Origin of the sequence: Sphingomonas baiyangensis (genome assembly GCF_005144715.1) — a bacterium.
In the GTDB taxonomy this organism is placed as follows: Bacteria; Pseudomonadota; Alphaproteobacteria; order Sphingomonadales; family Sphingomonadaceae; genus Sphingomonas; species Sphingomonas baiyangensis.
In genome coordinates, this window is sequence record NZ_SWKR01000002.1 from 2,154,550 (window position 1) to 2,175,451 (window position 20,902).

Consider the following 20,902-nt stretch of genomic DNA (forward strand, 5'->3'; position numbering starts at 1 on the left):
AGACAGCTCAAAGCCTTCAGCGCGGGCGTGGTTCCCTCGCGAGGCGGGTCAACAAGGCGGCGTTGCGCAGCGACTGGCGCGGCAGCGAGGCAAGGTCGATCCACTCCCCCTCGGCATGCGCGCCGCCGCCCGATGCGCCCAGCCCGGCAAGCGTGGGCACATCGGCAGCCACCCAGCCCGAATCGGCGGCGCCACGTTTGGCCGGATCATATTCAGGCATCGCCGGCAGCTTGAGGTCGCGATTGACCGCGTTGAGCGTGGCGAGCAGCGCGCGATTGCCCTCGCTCGGTGCCATCGGCGGCATCGCGTCGAAGAAGGTCAGCGTGGCGCCGGTCTGCGGCAGGTGCTGCGCGACGATCGCCTCCATCTTCGCACGCACGCGCGTATCCTGTTCGGGCGTCAGCGTGCGCAGATCGCCGCGCGCCACCGCTGCCTCGGCGACGATGTTGGTCTTGCCGCTTCCCGTCGCCGTAACGCCCGCGGCATCGATCGCCGCCGGCGTGCCGCCCGCGAGCACGCCGACATTGTAGGTGAGATTGGGCTCGGGCAACTCGCGGCGGAACGCGTCGAGGATGCGCGTCATCTCGTAGATCGCGCCATAGCCAAGGCTCGGCCCGAACACCCCGCTCGAGTGCCCCGTCTTGCCCGTCGTGCGCAGCTCCCAGCTCGTCGAGCTGCGCCGTGCGACGGTGCCATATTCGGTGCCCTGCTCGACCGCCATATTCTCATATTCGAGCGCGGCGTCGGCGGCCTTGCCGGCAGCCACCAGATGCGCGCGCGCGGTGGGCGCGGGACTGCCCGTGCGCTCCTCGTCGCCCGTCAGCACCACGGTGATGTCGGCCGCCTTCAGCGTGCCCGCCGCCTGCATCGCGCGCAGCGCGCCGACGATCACCACCAGCCCGCCCTTGTCGTCGCCCACGCCGGGGCCGATCGCGCGGCCGCCTTCGGTGCGATAGGTCTGAAACGACGACGAGGGCTCGAACACCGTATCGAGATGCCCGATCAGCAGCAGCCGCTTGCCCCGCCCGTCGCCTTTCTTGCGCGCGATGAGATGCCCGGCGCGGCCGACCGCGTTCTGGTCGACCCATTCGACCTCGAAGCCGAGCTGGCGCAGTTCGTCGCGCATCATGTCGCCTACGCGGCGCACGCCGGCGAGGTTGAGCGTGCCCGAATTCACCTCGACCAGCCGCTTGAGCAGCGCCTCGTTGCGCTCGGTATCGGCGGTCACCGCCGCGCGCATCCGCGCGATCTCGGGAGCGGTCTGCGCCGCGGCGGGAGCGGTGATCAGGGCGGCGGCAAGAAGCAGGCGGTGCATGGCGCCGACGCTAGGATCGCGAGCCAGCGCTGGCAATGCCCGCGCGATGCCCCTTAGTCGCGCCGTTCGCGCGTCAGACGCTCGGCGACCACCGCCGTTACCACGGCTTGCAATACATGCAGTGCCCAGCGCTCGCTTGCCTTGCGCGGCCCTGCTTCGATCTCGCCCTCGGTGATGCCTAGCAGCGGCGCGATGCCGGCGATGTTCACGCCGTACAGCCCGGTGCCGTACAAGGTGCCGAGCGCGATCGGCGACATGGCGGGCGCGCGCTCGCGCAATTCGGCATAGGCGGCGCCGAACGCGGCCGACGCCGCCAGATGGTTGCCGAACTCGACCAGGCTTGTGCCCGTATCGCCGATGACCGCGCGCGCGCCGGTGTTCTTGTCGATCCAGTCGACCGAATCACGATCGAGCGTCTTGCCGAGCACGCCGCTTTTGCGCCCCGCCCACATCGCCGCCGTCGTGACGATACCCGCGACGACGCCGCCGATCATCGCTGCCTTGCGCGCTTCCATCACCATCTCCCGATACCTCGGCGCTAGACGCCGCCGCGGCGATACGAGTTCCCTCGCACGCGCACCGGACGCAAAAAGGGGCGCCCGGCCATCGCCAGACGCCCCCTGTCGGTTGGCTGTGTCGTCGCTTACGAGCTGTAATACATGTCGTATTCGACCGGGCTCGGCGTCGTCTCGAAGCGGATGACGTCCTCCCATTTCAGCTCGGCATAGGCGTCGATCTGGTCCTTGGTGAAGACGTCGCCGCGCAGCAGGAACTCATGGTCCTCCTGCAACGCGATCAGCGCCTCGCGCAGCGATCCGCAGACGGTGGGAACGTTGACCAGCTCGGCGGGCGGCAGATCGTAGAGATTCTTGTCCATCGCCTCGCCCGGATGGATCTTGTTCTGGATGCCGTCGAGCCCCGCCATCAGCAGCGCGGCGTAGCACAGATACGGGTTGGCGAGCGCGTCGGGGAAGCGGAACTCGACGCGCTTCGACTTGGCGCCCGTGCCATAGGGGATGCGGCACGATGCCGACCGGTTGCGGCTCGAATAGGCGAGCAGCACCGGCGCCTCGAAGCCCGGCACCAACCGCTTGTAGCTGTTGGTGGTGGGATTGGTGAAGGCATTCAGCGCGCGCGCATGCTTGATGACGCCGCCAATGAAATAGAGGCACATGTCGCTGAGGCCGGCATAGCCGTCTCCCGCGAACAGCGGCGTCTTGCCGTCCCAGATCGAGAAATGCGTGTGCATGCCCGATCCGTTGTCGTCCTTGATGGGCTTGGGCATGAAAGTGGCCGACTTGCCATAGGCGTGCGCGACCTGGTGCACGACGTACTTGTAGATCTGCATCCGGTCCGCCGTGGTCACCAGCGTGCCGAAGGTCAGGCCCAGTTCGTGCTGCGCGGCGGCGACCTCGTGATGGTGCTTGTCGCATGGCAGGCCCATCTCGATCATCGTCGAGACCATCTCGCCGCGGATGTCGACCGCCGAGTCGACCGGGGCGACGGGAAAATATCCGCCCTTGGCGCGCGGGCGGTGGCCCATGTTGCCGGCTTCGTATTTGGTGCCCGAATTGGTCGGCAGCTCGACATCGTCGATCGCGTAATAGCTGGTATTGTAGCCATTCTCGAAGCGCACGTCGTCGAACATGAAGAACTCGGCCTCGGGGCCGACATAGACCGTGTCGCCGATACCGGTGTTCTGGAGATAGGCCTCGGCGCGCTTGGCGGTCGAGCGCGGGTCACGCGAATAGAGCTCGCCGGTCGAAGGCTCGACCACGTCGCAGAAGACGATCAGCATCGGCGTCGCCGAGAAGGGATCGACATAGACGGCGTCGAGATCAGGCTTGAGCACCATGTCGCTCTCGTTGATCGCCTTCCAGCCGGCGATCGAGCTGCCGTCAAACATCAAGCCGTCGGTCAGCTCGTCCTCGCCGATCAGCCCGGCGACCATCGTCAGGTGCTGCCACTTGCCCTTGGGATCGGTGAAGCGCAGGTCGACCCACTCGATCTCCTCGTCCTTGATGCGCTTCAGGATAGTGCCGGCATCGGTCGCCATGTATCGGGCCCTTTCAGATAGGATCGTCGAACGCGCGAATCGCGCAAGGAAATGTCGGGGTACGCCGGTCGTGTCTCACATCATGCTGCGCTGCGTCAAATCGCGTCGTCGTCACGTTCGCCGGTGCGGATGCGCAGCGCGGTCTCGACATGGCTGACGAAGATCTTGCCGTCGCCGATGCGGCCGGTCTGCGCGGCCGCCGCCACGGCTTCGACCACGCGCGTGGCCAGATTGTCCTCGACCACTACCTCGAGCTTCACCTTGGGCAGGAAGTCGACGACATATTCGGCACCGCGATACAGCTCGGTATGCCCCTTCTGCCGCCCGAAACCCTTGGCCTCGGTCACGGTGATGCCGCTCACACCCACGTCGTGCAGCGCCTCCTTCACCTCATCGAGCTTGAAGGGCTTGATGATGGCCTCGATCTTCTTCACGCGACTGTCCCCGCTCGGTTGGCGATGCCCCTTCATCCCCTGCCCGACGGTTTGCATCAAGTGTGCCAGTGCGAAAGAGCGCCGATTTGCGCGCTAAAGTCTCATTGCGCACCGCGCGCGCTGCCCGCTTTTCGGGCAGCCGCGGGGGCGCTGCCCACCGATCAGGCGTAAGGCGGGCTGTGCAGGCCGGCGGGGCTAGTCGTGAAAATCTCGCAGCCATCGTCGGTTATCATGATCGAATGCTCGAACTGCGCCGAAAGGCTGCGGTCGCGCGTCACAGCCGTCCAGCCATCGTCGAGCAGCTTCACGTCGGGCCGGCCGATATTGATCATCGGCTCGACGGTGAAGATCATGCCGGGGCGCAGCTCGGGCCCGGTGCCGGGGCGGCCGACATGCACGACCTCGGGCGCGTCATGGAACAGCCGGCCGACGCCGTGGCCGCAGAAATCGCGCACCACGCCATAGCGGTGCCGCTCGGCATGGCTCTGCACGGCATGCGCGATATCGCCCAGGAAGTTTCCGGGCCGGGCCTGTTCAAGTCCCAGCATCAGGCATTCATAGGTGACGTCGACCAGCCGCCGCGCCTTGAGCGACACGTCGCCCACCAAGTACATGCGGCTAGTGTCGCCATGCCAGCCATCGAGCAGCGGCGTCACGTCGACATTCACGATATCGCCGTCCTTGAGCGCCCGCTCCGAAGGGATGCCATGGCACACGACATGATTGATCGAGATGCACGAGCTGTGCGTGTAGCCGCGATAGCCGAGCGTCGCGGGCACCGCGCCTTCGCGCAGCATGTGCCGGCGGATGGCATCGTCGATGTCGCGCGTCTCGGTGCCCGGCACCATCATCGGCACGATCGCGTCGAGAATTTCGGCCGCCAGCCGGCCCGCGCGGCGCATGCCGGTCGCGGCATCCTCGCCATAGAGATGGATCGCGCCGTTGCGCGTGAGCGGCGCACCGGCCGGAACGGTCACATATTCGGTCATCGCCCGACAATAGCGACGACGCGCCGTCTTTGCGAGAGGCAGGCCTTGCGGTAAGCGCCGTCGCCATGAACGATCGCATCTGGACCGCCGGCCTCGTCGTCATCGGCGACGAGATCCTCTCGGGGCGCACGCAGGACCGGAACGTCGCGCAGCTCGCGTCGTGGCTCAACGTGCAGGGCATCCGGCTCGCCGAAGTACGCGTGGTGAGCGACCGTACCGACGCCATCGTCGAGGCGGTGAACGCGCTGCGTACCCGCAACGACTATTGCTTCACCACCGGCGGCATCGGCCCCACGCATGACGACATCACCGTCGATGCGGTGGCCGCAGCACTCGGCGTGCCTGTGGTCGTGCACCCGGAGGCGCGTGCGATGCTCGAGCGCCATTACGAAACGCGCGGCGGGCTGACCGAGGCGCGGCTGCGCATGGCGCGCGTGCCGGAGGGCGCCGGCCTCATCCCCAACCGCATGTCGGGCGCGCCGGGCATCCGCATCGACAACCTGTTCATCCTGGCGGGCGTACCGCACATCACCGCCGGCATGCTCGATGCGCTGACCGGCAGCCTCGAAGGCGGCCGCCCGGTGCTCGCGCGCACGCTCGGCTGCTGGGTGCCCGAAAGCGAAATCGCCGACATCCTGCGCGCCGTCGAGCGCGATCATTCGGGCGAGGGCGCCGACGCGGTGTCGATCGGCAGCTATCCCTTCTTTCGCGAAGGCAAGGTCGGCGCCAATTTCGTCGTGCGCGCGACCGACCAGGCAAGGCTCGATGCCTGCGCCGACGATCTCGCCGCGCGCGTCGCCGCGACGGGTCGTACCATCGTCGAAGGCGGCATCTGAAGGCCAAGCGTCAGCCGCGCGCCATTTCGAGTACCATGTCCCATTCGTCGGGCGACACGCGGCCTACCGAAAGGCGCGAATATTTCACCAACTCCATCTCGGCCAGCCGCGGCTCGGCCTTGACCTGCTTGAGCGTGACGGGGCGCGGCAGCGGCTCGACGGGCTGCATCTCGACCGACACCCAGTTCCCCTCCTCGCCATCCTTCTTCGCCGTCCGCGACACTTCCATGATGCCGACGATCTCGAGCCCGATATTGCTGTGGTAGAAGAACGCCCGGTCGCCCACCGCCATCTCGCGCAGATTGCGCGCGGCGGTGTGATTGCGCACGCCGTCCCATTCGGTGCTGCCATCGCGCACCAGATCGTCCCACGAGAAGACGTCGGGTTCGGATTTCATCAGCCACAGCGCCACGCCAGCAATCCCCCGGTCCTGTTCATCTACCTAAACCGCGGCTGAACGCGCGGTTCCGCACGCGTTCAACCGCCCCGCGCTATGCGCGAAACCTCGTCGTCCTTGTGCGCGTTGTTACGCCCATAGCGCCTTGGCACCTAGTTTGAGGAGGCTGGACATGAACATTCTGACGAAAGCAACCATCGGCGTCGTCGCTGGCGCGACCGCGCTGACCGCCGCCGCGCCCGCCGAAGCCCAGTATCGCCGCTATCACCGCGATCGCGGTGGCGATGTCGTGGCCGGCGCGATCATCGGGGGCGTCGCCGGGCTGGCGCTCGGCTCGGCGCTCGCACAGCCGCGTCGCGGCTGGTACGATCCGCGCTGGGATGGCGGCTATTACGGCCCGCCAGTCTATCGCGGCGGCTGGAATCGCGGCTGGGACCGCGGGTTCAACAATCGACGCTGGAACCGCCGCGCCTATCGCGCGCAGTGCGTGCGGCGCGTGTTCGATCCCTATACCGGCCGGCGCGTCCGCGTGCGCTATTGCTGATCGACCTATCGATCGGATGAGTGAGGGGCGGCACCGCAGCGTGCCGCCCCTTTCGTTTGCCTCGAACCCGCGATAAGGCCGCTCGCCATGACCGACAGCGCACCCTCCAAAACACCGCCCGCGGACACACCGCCCGATCGCCTCGCGATCAACCCGCGCAGCCCGCATTTCGACCAGGCGGCGCTCGAGCGCGGCATCGGCATCCGATTCAAGGGCGCCGAGCGCCGCGACGTCGAGGAATATTCGATCTCCGAAGGCTGGATCAAAGTGGCGCTGGGCAAGAAGAACGATCGCCACGGCCAGCCGCTCACGATCAAGCTGACCGGCCCCGTCGAGGCGTGGTTCCAGGATATCGCCGAAGCCCCGACGGCCGCCGAAGATTGAGGGCAGCAGCGGAGCATCCATGCCCCGCCCCGCCGCTCAGTGGACGAAGCGCGCCACCACGTCGCGATAGCTGCGGCTCACCTTCACCTGCGCGCCTGAATCGAGCACCAGGAAACACTCGCCATTGGTGTGCGGCTTGACCTGCTTGACCAGATCGAGGTTGACGATCGTCGAGCGGTGCACGCGCTGGAAGCGTCGCGGGTCGAGACGCTTCTCCAGATCCTTCATCGTCTCGCGCAGGATGAGCGTGTTGTCGCCGGTATAGATACACATGTAATCGCCCGCCGCGTCGATCCGCTCGATCGTGTCGACGTCGACGCGGAAGATCTGCCCGCGATCCTTGATGTTGATGAGTTTCTCGAAGCGGTTGGCCGCCACTTCGCCCGCCGGTTCACCCGCCATCTGGTCGACGGCCTCGGGCGCGACTTCGGCCAGCACTTCCTTCAGCTTCTCGATCTCGGCCGAGCCGCGCTTCTCGGTCAGCCGCTGGCGCACGCGATCGAGAGTGTCGGCAAGCCGCGCTTCCTCGACCGGCTTCATCAGATAATCGACCGCCTGCGCCTCGAACGCGCGGATCGCATGGTCCGAATAGGCGGTGACGAACACGAACAGCGGCGGTTCGACCTCCATCAACCCCTGCACCACCGAAAATCCGTCGAAGCCCGGCATCTGGATGTCGAGGAATACCAGATCGGGCTTGTTGGTCTTGATCGAACGGATCGCCTCGCGGCCGTTCATGCACTTGTCGATGATCTCGACATCCTCATGCGCGGCAAGGCGCAGTTCGAGGCCCTGGATCGCCAGCGGCTCGTCGTCGACAAGGATGGTACGAATGGTCATGCTGCCTCGCGGTTCGGTTCCTCGACCTGGAACGGGATTTCGATTTCAACGCGGAAACCACCGTCCGGGTTCGCACCGGGCTCGAAACGATGGTCGGCTCCAAAGGATTGCGCCAGTCTTTCACGGATGTTGGCCAGCCCCACACCCGTCGACAGGCTGGGTCTGGACTTGCCCTGCATTAAACCCGGCCCCGTATCTGTCACGGCGATGTGCACCCGATCCCCGGCGAGCCGTGCCGAAATCGCGATCTCGGCCCCCTCCTCCTGCGGCGTGACGGCATATTTGATCGCGTTCTCGACCAGCGGTTGCAGCAGCAGCGAGGGCAGCCGCGCACGCTCGACGCGCACGTCGATGTCGAATCGCGTGCGCAGCCGCTCGTCGAAGCGCATCTTCTCGATCTCGAGATACAGCTTCAGCGTGTCGACTTCCTGCGCCAGCGTCACATGCGCGGTGGGTTCGTTGGCCAGCGTGTAGCGCAGGAACGACGACAGCCGGCTGAGCATCGCGTTTGCGCGCTCGGTCTGCTTGAGCAGCACCAGCGTCGAGATCGAGTTGAGCGTGTTGAACAGGAAGTGCGGATTGAGCTGGTAGCGCAGCATCGCAAGCTGTGCCGAGCTCGCCTGCGTTTCGAGCGCCTGCATCTGGTCGATCTGCCGCTCGACGATCAGATACCAGTTGATGCCGAAATAGAGCGCGGTCCACCCCGCCAGCACGGTGAAGTTGAGGAACACCGTGCCCAGCACGCGCGTGAGCGTGACGCCGGGCTCACCCGACGAGACGAAGCTGAAGTTGAATGCATCGAGCACCGCATAGATGATCGTCGCCGCGATCAGCGTCAGCAGCACCGCGACGATGCCGGTGATGCGCGGCAGCCGGCGATACTGGCCGTACAGCGTCGAAAGCAGCAGCGTCAGGCAATAGCCGATGATCGATTCGATGATGATCGGGATGACGTTCTCGAGCCGCGGATTGTTCGAGATGCCCGATACGGTGCGCAGGATCAGATAGCCCGACCAGCCGGCGGCCTGGAGCAGCCAGAAGGCGCGGCTCTTCTCCTCGAAGAACGGGCGGGAGAGGATCGCGGGTCGGGCCATGCACTCGTTCGCTGTTGCGGCGTGCGGCCTCATATCGCCTGGCGGCCGAGAGGGCAAAGCCCCCAAACGCAAACCGCCGCCCCCTTGCAGGGACGGCGGCTGCGTTTTCAGGTGCTACGCGGATCAGAAGGTGAAGCGCGCGCCCAGACGGATGAGGTAAAGCGAACGGCGCAGTTCGAGCACGTCCTCGGCCGGTTCGGCATAGGACGAATAGCGATACTGCGCGCATGCCTGCGACGAGTTCGCCGCGATCTGCGCCGAAGTCGGCGCCGTACCCGTCGCGACCGGCGTGGTCAGGCACTGCACCTGCACCACATCGTCGAGATACGGGAAGGTCGACTGGCGGAAGCCGCCCCAATCGCGGTTGAGCAGATTGGGCAGGTTCTCGATGTCGGCGAACACCGAGATGCGCGAACGACCGATGAAGGTCGGGATTTCCTGCTCGAGATGGAGATCGATACGCGTCGTCGCACGGGCACGGGCGATGTTGCGCGGCGCGATCTGGCCGCGGAAGCCTTTGAGCTTGGAGTTCTCGATCAACGTGTCGAGCTGCTGCTGCGTCTCGGCCGAGTCGTAGCTGACGATGGCATCGGTGCCCGACTGCGGCACATAGAGCAGATAGCGGTCGTCGCGCCCGGTAAGGCCGAACACCGCGCTGCGCGGCGTCGAGCCGGCATCGCCCATCGTGAAGCTGTACGGGCGACCGGCAAAGGTCTCGCCGAACAGCTGGAAGATGGTGCGATAGTCGCCGAAGAACGCGCGGTCGAAGCCGACGCCGTACTTGAACGACCATGCTACCTGCTCGTTCGCGGTGCCATAGGCAGCGCGATCGCCGAGGAACGCACCATTGCCGTAATTCGAACCCGCCGTCGACGACGTCGCCGGCTGCTCGTCCTTCACGTCCTGCAGCGAATAGGCGAAGTCGAGGTTGAGGCCCCAGTCGAACTGCTTGTTGACGCGCACCACACCGATATGGCTGCGGCCGTTGCTGCCGTTGGTCAGGATGATGTCGGTATTGGTGTTGGTGCCGACGAGCGGACCATAGCGCGTGCGGCCATCGGGCAGCGTGCCGATCGGCACCGAACGCAGATCGGTGAACACCACCGAATTGTTGGTGCGGCTGTAGTAATAGTCCGCACCGAAGGTCCAGCCGCCGCCGAGGAAGTCACGCGGCGTCCAGTCGGCCGACAGCGTAAACTTCGATACCGACGGAATGTCGAAATCGCGATCGAGCGCATTGATGTTGGCAAGGCCGTTGGGTCCGGTATTCGCAATCGTACCCTGCAAGGCGGCGGGGATGTTGTCGCCATCGACATTGTTCAGGATCGCCTGGCCGATCGCCGAATCGAGCGGCGCGCCATTGATCGTGAAGCTCTCGACACCCGCAGCGCTGGTCACGCGCTGGATGTTCACCGAGTTGATGCCGACGCCACCGATGCCCGCACCTGCGTTCGAATAGCTGTTCGACAGATAGACGTCGGGGGCGCCGCCGGCGAAGATGCCGTAGCCACCGCGAATCTTCAGGTCGTCGATCGGCTCGTAATCGAAGCTGATGCGCGGGCTGAACACGCCCAGACCCTTGAACGTTTCCGTATTTGAAAAGCCGTAGCGTTGCGTGAAGCCGGGGTTGAGCGGTACCGGCGAACGCGAACCATAGAGGTCGTAGCGCGCGCCGAACGACAGGCTCAGGCGATCGGTGACGCGCCAATCGTCCTGGATGCCGAAGGTCCATGCGCTGTACTTGAAGTCAGCGGCTGCGTCGTTGGGATCGCCCGATGCCGGACGCTGGAAGATCACCGAGTTGGCACGGCGGTTCTGGAAGTCGGCGAGCGAATCGAAATAATAGTTGCCGTCGGTGTTCTGCAGGAACAGGTTGAAGATGCGCGTCTCGTTATACTCGGCGAGAATGCGCAGATCATGGTCGTTCATGTTCACGCGTGCCAGGATCGATCCGGCATAGGTATCGGTGAAGAACTCGTTCGACTGACGCGAGCTGTCGGGGCCGAGGAAAACGCGCGCCGAACCGGGGTTGCCGCCCGAAGCGTTCGAGCACTGGTTGGCCGCGCCGACGCTCGTGGGGTCGGTGCAGACGCCGAACTGCGCGAAACCGGTGCCCAGCAGCGAATTCTGGCCGCGCTCATAGCTCTTGTAGAGGAAGCGTGCCTCGGTCGAGAAGACGTCGGTCCACTCGGAGTTGAGCTGCGCGATGCCCGAGCGCAGCAGTTCGGTCAGCGCATAGCCGTTCGAGGCGAGGCCGATCGACGGCTGGTTGTTGTTCGTGCTGACGTTCTGCTGGAAGCTCGTCTCGTCATAAGCGTTGATGTAGCTCAGCGACAGGCGGTGGCCGTCGGTGATGTTCCAGTCGATCTTGCCGACGATTTTCTCGTCCTTGTCGTTCGAGATCGTCAGGTTGTCGCCGGCCTCGTAGCCATAGACGCTTGAGGCGATGCCCTGCACCGCGCTCACTTCATCGCGCGTCAGGCCGGGAATCTGCTCGAAGATCGGCGACAGCGGATTACCTTCGGTGTTGCGCTCGCCCGAGATCATGAAGAACAGCTTGTCGCGGATGATCGGGCCGGCGATGGTCGCGCCATAGGTTTCGCTCTTGAAGTCCAGATCGACGGTGGTGCTGCCGATGCGGTCGCTCGTCAGCCCGCTGGTGTTCTGCGAATAGAAGCCCGTGCCGGTGAAGGTGTTGGTACCCGACAGCAGCACCGAATCGACCGCGCCGCCGGTGAAGTTGCCCTGGCGGATGTCATAGGGCGCGACCGAGACCGAGAACTGGCTGATCGCGTCGATCGGCACCGGGCCGCGGCGCGTGGGGTTGGCGTCGGGGTTGAGGCCGAAATTGTCCGACACCGTCACACCGTCGACCGAGAAGCGGTTGAAGCGCGGATTGACGCCGGCGAACGAAACGGCGCGACCGCCGCCTGCCGTGTCCTCGAGCCGCGCGAACGGGTCGCGACGCATCAGGTCGCGCACGTCGCGGTTGACGGTGGCGACGCGCGAAATCTCCTCGCGCGTGAGCACGGTCTGCGGACCATCCGACAGCGTGCCCGCGCCCGCGATCGAGCCGGCGGTCACAACGATCTCCTCGTCACCCACGGCGGCGAGCTCGACCGGCAGCGTATAGGGCTGGCCGACGACGGTATAGATGTCGGTGATCGACGAATTGCCCGCTGCGCTCGTCACCTCGACGCTGTACGGGCCGCCCGGCTGAAGACCGCCCAGCGTGAAGTTGCCGTTCTCGCCCGACGTGCCGCTCACCGTTGCGCCGGTGGCAACGTTGGTGGCGGTGACGGTGGCGCCGGCGACGGGCACGCCGTCCTGCGTGACGGTGCCGCGGATGCTCGACGTGGTCTGCTGGGCGTGCGCGCCGCTGGCAGGAATCACGAAAGCGGCAACCGCCGCCCCGATAAGCAGGTGAGTTCGCATGAATTTCCCCTTGGAGGAGGCTTAAGCCAAAAGCGGCGTCGTTCGCCGTCGACCGGCCCCATGCGACTCCATTATTTCCGGTTTGTTACAAAGCCCCCCCCAAGCGCCCGCACGCGATGTTGCGTTGCAAAAAAGCATCACCACCAAAAGGCCATGCGGCTTGGGTTCCCTGCCCGCACGCCCCGCCCCGGGCGTCCTTGCCGTAGCGTCAGCCGCTCGCTGCGACGATCTTCTGCCACGCCGCTTCGTCGATCACGCGCACGCCAAGGTCCGCTGCCTTCTTCGCCTTCGATCCCGCGCCGGCTCCCGCCACGAGCAGGTCGGTGCGTGCCGAAACCGATCCCGATACCTTGGCACCGAGCGACTCGGCTTGCGCCTTGGCTTCGTCGCGCGACAGCGTCTCGAGCGTACCGGTGAACACCACGGTCTTGCCCGACACCTCGGAAGTGCGCGCGGCCACGATGTAAGGCGGCGGCGCGACCACGGTCAGCAGATCGCGCCACACCGCGCGATTGTGATCCTCGTGGAAGAAGTCGGCAAGCGCTCGGCCGACCGCGGCGCCGACCTGATTGACGCCGATCCGCTCGGCGATCGCCTTGTCGAGCCGCGCGCGATGCTTGGCTGCATCCTCGCCGAGCGCGGGCGGCGTGGCTTCGCGCAACGCGATCAGCTCGTCGGCAAGCGCCTCGATCGCGGCGAGCGTGGTATAGTGCTTCAAGAGGTCGCGCGCGGTCACCGCGCCGATATGTCGGATGCCGAGGCCGAAGAGCAGCCGCGCGGCGTCCGGCGTGCGCCGCGCCTCGATCCCGGCAAGGAGATTGTCGACCGACTTTTCCTTCCAGCCTTCGAGCGCGAGCATCGCCTCGCGATGCTCGGCGAGCCGGAAGATGTCGGCCGGCTCGGCGATCCAGCCCAGCCCGACAAACTGCTCGATGGTCTTCTCGCCGAGCCCGTCGATATCGAGCGCGGCGCGGCTCACGAAATGCTTCAGCCGCTCGATGCGCTGCGCCGGGCATACGAGCCCGCCGGTGCAGCGGATATCGACCTCGCCCTCCTCGCGCACCGCCTCCGATCCGCATTCGGGACAATGTGTCGGAAAGTGCCATGCCGGGCGGTCGGCATCGCGCGTGAGGTTATCGACGATCTGCGGAATGACGTCGCCCGCGCGCTGGAGAATCACGCGGTCGCCGGGGCGCACGCCCAGCCGCGCGATCTCGTCGGCATTGTGCAGCGTCGCGTTAGTGACGACGACGCCGCCCACCGTCACGGGCTCGAGCCGCGCCACCGGCGTCAGCTTGCCCGTGCGGCCTACCTGGATATCGATCGCATCGAGCGTCGTCTGCGCACGCTCGGCGGGGAATTTGTGCGCCAGCGCCCAGCGCGGCGCGCGGCCGACAAAGCCCAACCGCGCCTGCCAGTCGAGCCGGTCGACCTTGTAGACCACGCCGTCGATGTCGAAGGCCATGTCGGCACGCCGCGCCTCGATCGCGCGATAGCGCTCGAGCGCCGCCTCGGTGCCGTCGAAGCGGTCGAAATCCTCGGCGATGGGGAAGCCCCATGCGGCGAGCGCCGCGACCACGCCGGTCTGCGTGTCGGCGGGGAGCGTCGCCGCCTCGCCCCAGCCATGCGCCAGGAAGCGCAAGGGGCGCGCGGCGGTAACGGCGGCGTCCTTCTGACGCAGCGATCCGGCGGCGGCATTGCGCGGATTGGCGAAGCGGCGCGCCCTGCTGGCATCGCCCGCCGCTTCTGCCTCGGCGAGCAGGCGCGCGTTGAGCGCGGCGAACGCGCCCTTTTCCATATAGACCTCGCCGCGCACCTCGAAGACCTCGGGCGCGTCGGCAGGCAGCGCCTGCGGTATGTCGGCGATGGTCAGGACATTGGCGGTCACGTCCTCGCCTACCTGCCCGTCGCCGCGCGTCAGCGCGCGCACCAGCCGCCGCCCCTCATAGCGCAGCGAGCAGGACAGCCCGTCGATCTTGGGCTCGGCGGTCAGCGCAATCGGCTCGTCGGCGGCGAGGCTAAGGAAGCGGCGAATGCGCTGGACGAACTCGGCCACCTCCTCGTCCGAAAAGGCGTTGTCGAGGCTCAGCATCGGCCGTGCATGCGCGACCTTGGCCAGATGCTGTGCCGGCGCGGCGCCCACGCGCACCGAAGGCGAATCGGCACGCGCGATATGCGGGAAGGCCGCCTCGACCGCACGGTTGCGCGCTACCAGCGCATCATAATCGGCATCGCTGATCTCGGGCGCGTCCTCGCCGTGATACAGCGCATCGTGGCGCGCGATCTCGGCCGCCAGCCGCGCCAGTTCGGCGGCGGCTTCATCGTCGGTCTGCGGCAGGCGGGTGTCGGGCATCGCGGGTTCATGCCGTGGCGCGCCGCGCGGCTCAAGCGCGAAGCGGCGCTAGGTCAGAACAGCCGCCCCCCGTCAGGAACGAGCTGCGACGGCGATACCAGCACGACCCGTCCCTCGGCATCGGGAAAGCCCAGCGTCAGCACTTCCGAACGCATCGGCCCGATCTGGCGCGGCGGAAAGTTCACCACCGCCGCCACCTGACGTCCCACCAGTTCGGCGAGCGAATAATGCTCGGTGATCTGCGCTGACGATCGCCTGCGGCCGATGACGGGGCCGAAATCGATCGTGAGGATATAGGCGGGCTTGCGCGCCTGCGGAAACGCCTCGGCGGCGACAATCGTGCCCACGCGGATATCGATGCGCAGGAAATCGTCGAAGCTTATTTCGGGTGCCGCCGGTGCGGAAAGGTCGCTCGGGTGATGCATCAGCGGAAATTGCAGCTGACGCCGGCATAGATTTCGCGCACGCGCGCATCGTCTCCGGTGCCGTCGAGAAAGCCGAAGATGTCGCCTGCCGCGAATTCGGCGCCGAGCGTATCCTCGCTGAACGTCACCACGCTGCCCGATTCGGTGAGCGCGGCGCGCGTCATGCCGGGCATGATGCCGTTCATCGTGCTGTGCGTACCGGCCTCGCTCGTCCGTGCGCGCCAGCCGGCAAAGGCACCTTCCTGAAACCACAGCGTCAGGCCATCGCTCCATTCGAGATAGTCGAGCGGTCCCGCGCCGCATTCGGCATTGCTGCCCGCCTCGCCCGGCCCGCGCGATGAAAGCGCGCGCTCGATCGTCGCGCGCGGCGTGCCGAAAGCGAGCGGCGTCGCACGACCGCTCGTCGCATCGACCAGCCGCAGCCCCTCGCCGTCGAGCGCGATGCCGGGGCCGTCGACCGGCGCGGGATCGACCGGGTCGGCGCCTACGCCCGGGTCCACGGCATCGGCGACAGGCGTGGCTGCTACGCCGTTTTCGGGCGCCGGAGCAGGCGGCATCGCTTCGTCGCCGCAACCGGCAAGCACGAGAGCGCCGAACAGCAAAACAGCAAAGCGGGACATCGATCATTCTCCAGCCAGACGCTGCCGACGCTACCCGATCCCGCGCGCGAAGCCAGCCCGATCGGTCCCGCGCGGCGTGTGCGACACCAAATCGAGCGAGCGCGTTGCCCCGGCGCCGCGCGAACGCTAGGAACCGGCTCCCTTTTCGCATGCGGGAAGCAGCATGACCTCTCCGCTCGTCGGCATCATCATGGGCAGCACTTCGGACTGGGAAACGATGTCCCACGCCGCCGCGATCCTCGATCGGCTCGGCGTCGCGCACGAGACGCGCGTCGTCTCGGCGCATCGCACGCCGCAACGGCTCTACGATTATGCCACCGGCGCGGCGGCGCGCGGCCTCAAGGTCATCGTCGCGGGGGCGGGCGGCGCGGCGCATCTGCCCGGCATGGCGGCGGCGATGACGCGGCTGCCGGTGCTCGGCGTGCCCGTCGAATCGAAGGCGCTGAACGGCATCGACAGCCTGTTGTCGATCGCGCAGATGCCCGGCGGCGTGCCCGTGGGTACACTCGCGATCGGCAGGCCCGGTGCGATCAACGCCGGCCTGCTCGCCGCCGCGATCCTTGCCACCACCGACGATGCGCTCGCCGCGCGGCTCGAGGCATGGCGCGCCGAGCAGACCGCCGCTGTCGCCGAGACGCCCGAATGATCGTCCCGCCCGGCGCCACCATCGGTATCATCGGATCGGGGCAACTCGGCCGGATGATCGGCATGGCGGCGGCACAGCTCGGCTACCGCATCCATGTCTATGCGCCCGAAAGCGGCCCCGCCAACGACGTCGCCTTCACGCACACGCGCGGCGCCTATGACGATGCCGCCGCGCTTGCCGCCTTCGCCGCGCAGGTCGATGTGGTCACCTACGAGTTCGAGAATGTCGCCGCCGAGCCGATCGCGGGCCTCGGCGCCAAGGTGCGCCCGTCGACGCGCTCGCTCGAGGTCGCGCAGGATCGCCTGGCCGAAAAGGCGTTCGTCGAGGCGCTGGGTGGCCGCCCCGCGCGCTGGGCGCCGGTGCCCGATCGTGCCGCGCTCGACGCCGCGATCGAGGCCGTCGGCTGCCCGGCGGTCCTCAAGACCACGCGGTTCGGCTATGACGGCAAGGGACAGGCGCGGTTGGCCAGCACCGCTGATGCCTATGCCGCCTGGTCCGCGATCGGCGGCGCGCCCGCGGTGCTCGAGGCGTTCGTGCCGTTCGAGCATGAATTCTCGATCCTCGTCGTGCGCGGCGGCGATGGCGCATCGCTGAGCTATCCCCCCGTGCACAACGTCCACCGCGACGGCATACTCGACGTGTCGCGCATCCCCGCCCCCGCGCCGGTCGCGGCACAATGGACCGAAGCCGCCGCGCTCGCCGGCCGCGTCGCCGATGCGCTCGGCCATGTCGGCGTGCTGTGCCTCGAATTCTTCTGCGGTGCCGAGGGGCCGGTGTTCAACGAGATGGCGCCGCGCGTGCACAACTCGGGGCACTGGACGATCGAGGGCGCCGTCACCTCGCAGTTCGAGAACCATGTCCGCGCGATCTGCGGCCTGCCGCTGGGGCCGACCGCGGCCACCGGACAGTCGATCGCGATGACCAACCTGATCGGCGACGATGTGGGGGAATGGCCGGCGCTGTTCGGCGAGCCCGGCGCGCATGTGCATCTGTACGGCAAGCACGAGGCGCGTCCCGGCCGCAAGATGGGCCATGTGACGCGGGTGGAGCCGTTCGCGACCTAGGCAGGCGCGGGGCGCGGGATGCGCTTGCCCTTGGTGCGCCTGGTAAGGTGAAACCGCGCGCAGCGATCACAGCGATACGAGCGTAGCGGCAGGTCGCCTGCCGCCAGCAGCGCATCCGCGACACTATCGAACCGCCGCTTGGCTCGGCAGCGCAACCGGGTGCGCATCAGCGCGGCCTGGTCACGCGACGAACCGGGCGACCCGCAGACGCGGGCCGCCCGTTCGCATCAGGCGCGCGTGCCTTCCAGCGGGAAGCTGCCGAACGCGCCCGCCGTTACCTTGCCCGACAGCGTGTCGCCATCGACCGTTGCTTCGCAATCGAGCGTCATCGGCATCGGCACGGTGATGTCCATCTTCCACTTGAGCGTGTCGCCGTCGACGCTGCCCGTCACGTCCGACGTGCCCATGCCGCCGGCGAAATTGCCGGTGAAGCTGTCACCGTTCGATTGCACGTTGAGCGTCGCCTTCTGGTCGCCCATCGGCGACTTGACCACGGTATCCCAGTTGCCGTCGACATTGGCCATCTTGTCTCTCCCGATCTCAGTTCGCTCGCGGTGCGGCGCTGCCGCCCACCGCGCTTGCCGGCACCACCTCGACCGGCAGGCCTAGGCTGTCAAGCTGCCCCCGGACCTGCGAGGCGTCGCCCACGACGACCCATACCCACTTCGCCGGATCGATCGTCCCGCGTGCCGCAGCGTCAAGCTGCTGCGGCGTGAGCGCGCGATATTTTTGCGTGATCGTGTCGTAATAATTGTCGGGGCGGCCATAGAGGTCGTTCGCCTGCATCCCCGCCAGCACCGCGCCGCTCGTCTCGAAATTGCCGGCCAGTTCGCGCGTCTCGCCGTTGATCGTGCGCTCGAACTCGGCGGGGGTGACGCCGCTGGTCGACAGGAACCCGCTCACCTGCTCGCGCAGCGAAGCGAGCGCCGGGCCGGTCTTGTCGGCTTGTACCGGCGCGTTGACGATATAGGGCACGGCATGCTCCATCCGGTTGAAGCCACCGCGCGCGCCGTAGGACCAGCCCTTCTCCTCGCGCAGGTCCATGTTGATGCGGCTGAGAAAGCCCGAACCGAGCACCTCGTTGGCGGTGAATTCGGGCAGCAGCTCGCCCTTGGGGTCGAGGCCGGTGATCTGCCCGCCCGCGATCAGCGACTGCGGCGAATCGGGTCGGTCGATCAGCACGATGCGCGGGCTCGCCTGCGTCGGCCGCGCGGTGAAGCTCTTGGCGCCCGCCGCACCGTTTGCGCGCCAGTTGCCGAACTGCCGCTCGAACGCCGCCTGCACCTCGGCCAGCGGCCGGTCGCTGACCACGAAGATCTTGGCCTTGTCGGGCCTCAGCCACGCTTGGTGGAAAGCCGCGAGATCGGCGCGCGTCAGCCCCTTCACCGCCGCCGGATCGCCGGTGCCGGCTGCCAGCTTGGCATAGGGCGCGCTGTCGCCATAGAGCAGGCCGGGCAGCCGCCGTGCCGCGAGCGCGCCCGGATTGGTCAGCTCGGCGGCGATGCGCGCCAGCGTCTGGCCGCGCAGCCGCTCGATCTCGCTGTCGGCAAAGGCCGGGTTGCGAACGATGTCGCCGAGCAGCGCCACCGATCCGTCGAGATTGGGGCTGGGCGTGAACAGCGACACGAAGCTGCGATCGGCATCATTGCCCGTCGAGATCCGCGCGCCGAGCCGCTCCTGCGCCTCGGCCAGCGCGTTGACGTCGCGCGTCGTGGTGCCCTCGTCGATCGCGGCGAGCGTGAAGTTGGCGAGCCCCAGCTTGCCTGCCGGATCGGCGACCTGACCGGCATCGAAGCTGACGATCGCCTGCGTCGTCGGCACCGCCTGCTGGCGTGCGTAGACAAGCTCGATGCCGTTCGACAGGCGCGCGCGCTGCACATCGGGGAAGTCGATGTCGCGAATGTCGGCTACGGGCGGCAGCGCGCCGCGCGTGCCCTGCGCCGGTCCATCGGCCGCTGCGGGCGTCGGCGCGGCATTGGCCTGCGCGGTGTTGGTCGCCTGCGCCGCCGCCGTGGGCGCGGCAGGCGTGGTGCCCGGCTCGACATAGGCCTCGCGCTCGCCCGGCTGCACTGTCAGCGCATAGACGGGGCGCGTCAGCCACTTGGCGGCGGCGGCGCGCACCGATTGCGGCGTGGCAGCCGCGATCGCCGCCAGCTCCTTCTTGTAGTGCGCGGGGTCGTCGGCGAACAGCGCGCCGCTCGCCAGCGTCGCTGCCTTGCCGCCGAAGCCGCCCACCTGCTCGAGCCCGCCCAGTCTGCGCGCGACAGTGGTGGTTGCGACGCGCTGAATCTCGTCCTCGGTCGGGCCGTTCTTGATGAAATCGGCGATCAGCGCATCGAGCGCGCGGCCCGCTTCGGCGGCGTCGACGCCGGGGCGCACGTCCATCTGCACCATGAAGATGCCGACCTGCGCGAAGCTCTGGTTATACGATGCCGCACTCACCGCCAGCTGGCGCCCACGCACCAGTTCGCGATCGAGCCGCGAGCTCGCCAGCCCGCCCAGCACGCCTGCCGCGACGGTCAGGTTGTGCGCGTCGGTTTCGCGCAGACCGGGAACGGCCCACATGCGATAGAGCCGCGTGTTCGCCACGCGATCGTTCATCGTCTCGGCGACCGGCGCGGGCAGCGTCGGCACCGGGGCGGGCGGCAGCTTGGTCTCGGGGCCACGCGGGATCGCGCCGAAATATTTCTCCATCAGCGGCCGCGCGGTCGCGACGTCGATATCGCCCGCCAGCGCGATGATCGCGTTGTTGGGGCCGTAATAGCTGCGGAACCACGTCTTCACGTCCTCGAGGCTGGCGGCCTGGAGATCGGCCATCGAGCCGATGGTCGAGTGGTGATAGGGGTGGCCGACGGGGAACAGCCCCTCGCTCATCTTGTAGCGCACGAGGCCATAGGGCTGGTTGTCGCCTTGCCGCTTCTCGTTCTGCACCACGCCGATCTGGTTATCGAGATTGCGCTGCGTGACGGCGCCGAGCAGATAGCCCATGCGGTCGCTCTCGAGGAACAGGATGCGGTCGAGCGCGGCCCTGGGCACCGTCTGGAAATAATTGGTGCGATCGAAGCTGGTGGTGCCGTTGAGGTCGGTCGCGCCGATCGCGCGCAGCGGCTCGAAATAGTCGCCCGGCGCATTCTCGGTGCCGTTGAACATGAGATGCTCGAACAGGTGCGCGAAGCCCGTCTTGCCCTTGGGCTCGTGCTTCGATCCGACGTCGTACCATACCGACACGCCGACGATCGGCGCCTTGCGATCGGTATGCACCAGCACCGTCAGGCCGTTGTCGAGCGTGAAGCTCTCATAGGGGATGTCGACCTGCGCGATGAGGTCGGCGACGGGGGCGGCCGCGGGCAGCGCGGCGGCGGCCTGCTGGCGCTGCGCCTGTGCGTGCACCGTGGGCACGGCGATCGCCATCATCGCGACGCCCGACAGGGCACGGAACATCGAACGCATAATTATCTCCGGTAGTTACG

General features: G+C 67.2%; 19 protein-coding genes. 5 read left to right on the forward strand and 14 right to left on the reverse strand.

The features are described 5' to 3' along the window. Positions 1 to 16: 16 nt before the first annotated feature. The 5 genes from FBR43_RS13725 to map form a co-directional block, all read right to left on the reverse strand. Positions 17 to 1,315, reverse strand: coding sequence for a M20/M25/M40 family metallo-hydrolase (locus FBR43_RS13725; RefSeq protein WP_136943633.1), 1,299 nt, complete (start codon positions 1,313 to 1,315; stop codon positions 17 to 19). Between the two features lie 53 nt (positions 1,316 to 1,368). Beyond that, positions 1,369 to 1,830 (reverse strand): hypothetical protein, encoded by a 462-nt coding sequence (locus FBR43_RS13730; RefSeq protein ID WP_136943634.1) that lies wholly within the window; start codon positions 1,828 to 1,830, stop codon positions 1,369 to 1,371. Between the two features lie 128 nt (positions 1,831 to 1,958). Then, the gene (gene glnA, locus FBR43_RS13735) at positions 1,959 to 3,371 is read right to left on the reverse strand and encodes a type I glutamate--ammonia ligase (RefSeq protein WP_136943635.1); all 1,413 of its coding nucleotides are present in this window, start codon (positions 3,369 to 3,371) and stop codon (positions 1,959 to 1,961) included. 95 nt (positions 3,372 to 3,466) lie between these two features. Further along, complete coding sequence (locus FBR43_RS13740) at positions 3,467 to 3,805, reverse strand: P-II family nitrogen regulator (protein ID WP_136943636.1); 339 nt, start codon at positions 3,803 to 3,805, stop codon at positions 3,467 to 3,469. A gap of 161 nt (positions 3,806 to 3,966) precedes the next feature. After that, positions 3,967 to 4,794: a type I methionyl aminopeptidase gene (map, locus tag FBR43_RS13745; protein ID WP_136943637.1), complete on the reverse strand. Its 828-nt coding sequence runs from the start codon at positions 4,792 to 4,794 to the stop codon at positions 3,967 to 3,969. 65 nt (positions 4,795 to 4,859) lie between these two features. Here map and FBR43_RS13750 point away from each other — a divergent pair, with 65 nt between their 5' ends. Beyond that, a complete protein-coding gene (locus tag FBR43_RS13750) occupies positions 4,860 to 5,630 on the forward strand; it encodes a competence/damage-inducible protein A (RefSeq protein WP_136943638.1) in 771 nt (256 codons plus the stop codon). Between the two features lie 10 nt (positions 5,631 to 5,640). Here the strand turns inward: FBR43_RS13750 and FBR43_RS13755 are convergent, their stop codons facing one another. Beyond that, entirely contained in the window at positions 5,641 to 6,027 is a 387-nt protein-coding gene (locus FBR43_RS13755) for an EVE domain-containing protein (RefSeq protein WP_136943639.1), read from the reverse strand. Between the two features lie 172 nt (positions 6,028 to 6,199). Here FBR43_RS13755 and FBR43_RS13760 point away from each other — a divergent pair, with 172 nt between their 5' ends. Together FBR43_RS13760 and FBR43_RS13765 are read left to right on the forward strand one after the other, a co-directional pair. Next, positions 6,200 to 6,571 carry a hypothetical protein gene (locus FBR43_RS13760; RefSeq protein ID WP_136943640.1) on the forward strand — a complete coding sequence of 124 codons (372 nt, stop codon included), beginning with the start codon at positions 6,200 to 6,202 and terminating at the stop codon, positions 6,569 to 6,571. Positions 6,572 to 6,658: 87 nt separating this feature from the next. After that, positions 6,659 to 6,955, forward strand: a complete 297-nt coding sequence (locus FBR43_RS13765) for a DUF3297 family protein (protein WP_136943641.1) — start codon at positions 6,659 to 6,661, stop codon at positions 6,953 to 6,955. Between the two features lie 36 nt (positions 6,956 to 6,991). Here FBR43_RS13765 and FBR43_RS13770 read toward each other — a convergent pair whose 3' ends face one another. From FBR43_RS13770 to FBR43_RS13795, 6 genes are all read right to left on the reverse strand, one after another. Continuing rightward, positions 6,992 to 7,795 carry a LytR/AlgR family response regulator transcription factor gene (locus tag FBR43_RS13770; protein ID WP_136943642.1) on the reverse strand — a complete coding sequence of 268 codons (804 nt, stop codon included), beginning with the start codon at positions 7,793 to 7,795 and terminating at the stop codon, positions 6,992 to 6,994. Continuing rightward, complete coding sequence (locus FBR43_RS13775; RefSeq protein WP_136943643.1) at positions 7,792 to 8,889, reverse strand: sensor histidine kinase; 1,098 nt, start codon at positions 8,887 to 8,889, stop codon at positions 7,792 to 7,794. Before FBR43_RS13775 ends, FBR43_RS13770 begins: the two co-directional genes overlap by 4 nt. Before the next feature lie 123 nt (positions 8,890 to 9,012). Then, a complete protein-coding gene (locus tag FBR43_RS13780) occupies positions 9,013 to 12,324 on the reverse strand; it encodes a TonB-dependent receptor (protein ID WP_136943644.1) in 3,312 nt (1,103 codons plus the stop codon). A gap of 208 nt (positions 12,325 to 12,532) precedes the next feature. Continuing rightward, a complete protein-coding gene (gene ligA, locus FBR43_RS13785; RefSeq protein ID WP_136943645.1) occupies positions 12,533 to 14,677 on the reverse strand; it encodes an NAD-dependent DNA ligase LigA in 2,145 nt (714 codons plus the stop codon). A gap of 53 nt (positions 14,678 to 14,730) precedes the next feature. Beyond that, positions 14,731 to 15,102, reverse strand: coding sequence for a tRNA-binding protein (locus tag FBR43_RS13790; protein WP_136943646.1), 372 nt, complete (start codon positions 15,100 to 15,102; stop codon positions 14,731 to 14,733). Continuing rightward, positions 15,102 to 15,722: a hypothetical protein gene (locus tag FBR43_RS13795; protein ID WP_136943647.1), complete on the reverse strand. Its 621-nt coding sequence runs from the start codon at positions 15,720 to 15,722 to the stop codon at positions 15,102 to 15,104. The genes FBR43_RS13790 and FBR43_RS13795 overlap by 1 nt, the downstream gene beginning before the upstream one ends. Before the next feature lie 163 nt (positions 15,723 to 15,885). On the opposite strand from FBR43_RS13795, the gene purE reads away from it, so the two are divergent. Beyond that, the gene (purE, locus tag FBR43_RS13800; protein WP_136943648.1) at positions 15,886 to 16,368 is read left to right on the forward strand and encodes a 5-(carboxyamino)imidazole ribonucleotide mutase; all 483 of its coding nucleotides are present in this window, start codon (positions 15,886 to 15,888) and stop codon (positions 16,366 to 16,368) included. After that, positions 16,365 to 17,432: a 5-(carboxyamino)imidazole ribonucleotide synthase gene (locus FBR43_RS13805; RefSeq protein WP_136943649.1), complete on the forward strand. Its 1,068-nt coding sequence runs from the start codon at positions 16,365 to 16,367 to the stop codon at positions 17,430 to 17,432. Before purE ends, FBR43_RS13805 begins: the two co-directional genes overlap by 4 nt. A gap of 227 nt (positions 17,433 to 17,659) precedes the next feature. On the opposite strand, the gene FBR43_RS13810 is transcribed toward FBR43_RS13805, so the two are convergent. Further along, complete coding sequence (locus FBR43_RS13810; RefSeq protein WP_136943650.1) at positions 17,660 to 17,956, reverse strand: hypothetical protein; 297 nt, start codon at positions 17,954 to 17,956, stop codon at positions 17,660 to 17,662. A 16-nt stretch (positions 17,957 to 17,972) separates the two neighbouring features. Continuing rightward, on the reverse strand, positions 17,973 to 20,882 hold the full coding sequence (locus FBR43_RS13815) for a M16 family metallopeptidase (RefSeq protein ID WP_136943651.1): 2,910 nt from the start codon (positions 20,880 to 20,882) through the stop codon (positions 17,973 to 17,975). Positions 20,883 to 20,902: the final 20 nt, after the last annotated feature.

Excerpts from the sequence above, each read along its gene's own strand:
- FBR43_RS13725 (WP_136943633.1), bottom strand. The coding sequence starts at position 1,315 with ATGCACCGCCTGCTTCTTGCCGCCGCCCTGATCACCGCTCCCGCCGCG.
- FBR43_RS13730 (WP_136943634.1), bottom strand. The coding sequence starts at position 1,830 with ATGGAAGCGCGCAAGGCAGCGATGATCGGCGGCGTCGTCGCGGGTATC.
- glnA (WP_136943635.1), bottom strand. The coding sequence starts at position 3,371 with ATGGCGACCGATGCCGGCACTATCCTGAAGCGCATCAAGGACGAGGAG.
- map (WP_136943637.1), bottom strand. The coding sequence starts at position 4,794 with ATGACCGAATATGTGACCGTTCCGGCCGGTGCGCCGCTCACGCGCAAC.
- FBR43_RS13750 (WP_136943638.1), top strand. The coding sequence starts at position 4,860 with ATGAACGATCGCATCTGGACCGCCGGCCTCGTCGTCATCGGCGACGAG.
- FBR43_RS13755 (WP_136943639.1), bottom strand. The coding sequence starts at position 6,027 with ATGAAATCCGAACCCGACGTCTTCTCGTGGGACGATCTGGTGCGCGAT.
- FBR43_RS13760 (WP_136943640.1), top strand. The coding sequence starts at position 6,200 with ATGAACATTCTGACGAAAGCAACCATCGGCGTCGTCGCTGGCGCGACC.
- FBR43_RS13765 (WP_136943641.1), top strand. The coding sequence starts at position 6,659 with ATGACCGACAGCGCACCCTCCAAAACACCGCCCGCGGACACACCGCCC.
- FBR43_RS13770 (WP_136943642.1), bottom strand. The coding sequence starts at position 7,795 with ATGACCATTCGTACCATCCTTGTCGACGACGAGCCGCTGGCGATCCAG.
- FBR43_RS13775 (WP_136943643.1), bottom strand. The coding sequence starts at position 8,889 with ATGGCCCGACCCGCGATCCTCTCCCGCCCGTTCTTCGAGGAGAAGAGC.
- FBR43_RS13780 (WP_136943644.1), bottom strand. The coding sequence starts at position 12,324 with ATGCGAACTCACCTGCTTATCGGGGCGGCGGTTGCCGCTTTCGTGATT.
- ligA (WP_136943645.1), bottom strand. The coding sequence starts at position 14,677 with ATGCCCGACACCCGCCTGCCGCAGACCGACGATGAAGCCGCCGCCGAA.
- FBR43_RS13790 (WP_136943646.1), bottom strand. The coding sequence starts at position 15,102 with ATGCATCACCCGAGCGACCTTTCCGCACCGGCGGCACCCGAAATAAGC.
- FBR43_RS13795 (WP_136943647.1), bottom strand. The coding sequence starts at position 15,722 with ATGTCCCGCTTTGCTGTTTTGCTGTTCGGCGCTCTCGTGCTTGCCGGT.
- purE (WP_136943648.1), top strand. The coding sequence starts at position 15,886 with ATGACCTCTCCGCTCGTCGGCATCATCATGGGCAGCACTTCGGACTGG.
- FBR43_RS13805 (WP_136943649.1), top strand. The coding sequence starts at position 16,365 with ATGATCGTCCCGCCCGGCGCCACCATCGGTATCATCGGATCGGGGCAA.
- FBR43_RS13810 (WP_136943650.1), bottom strand. The coding sequence starts at position 17,956 with ATGGCCAATGTCGACGGCAACTGGGATACCGTGGTCAAGTCGCCGATG.
- FBR43_RS13815 (WP_136943651.1), bottom strand. The coding sequence starts at position 20,882 with ATGCGTTCGATGTTCCGTGCCCTGTCGGGCGTCGCGATGATGGCGATC.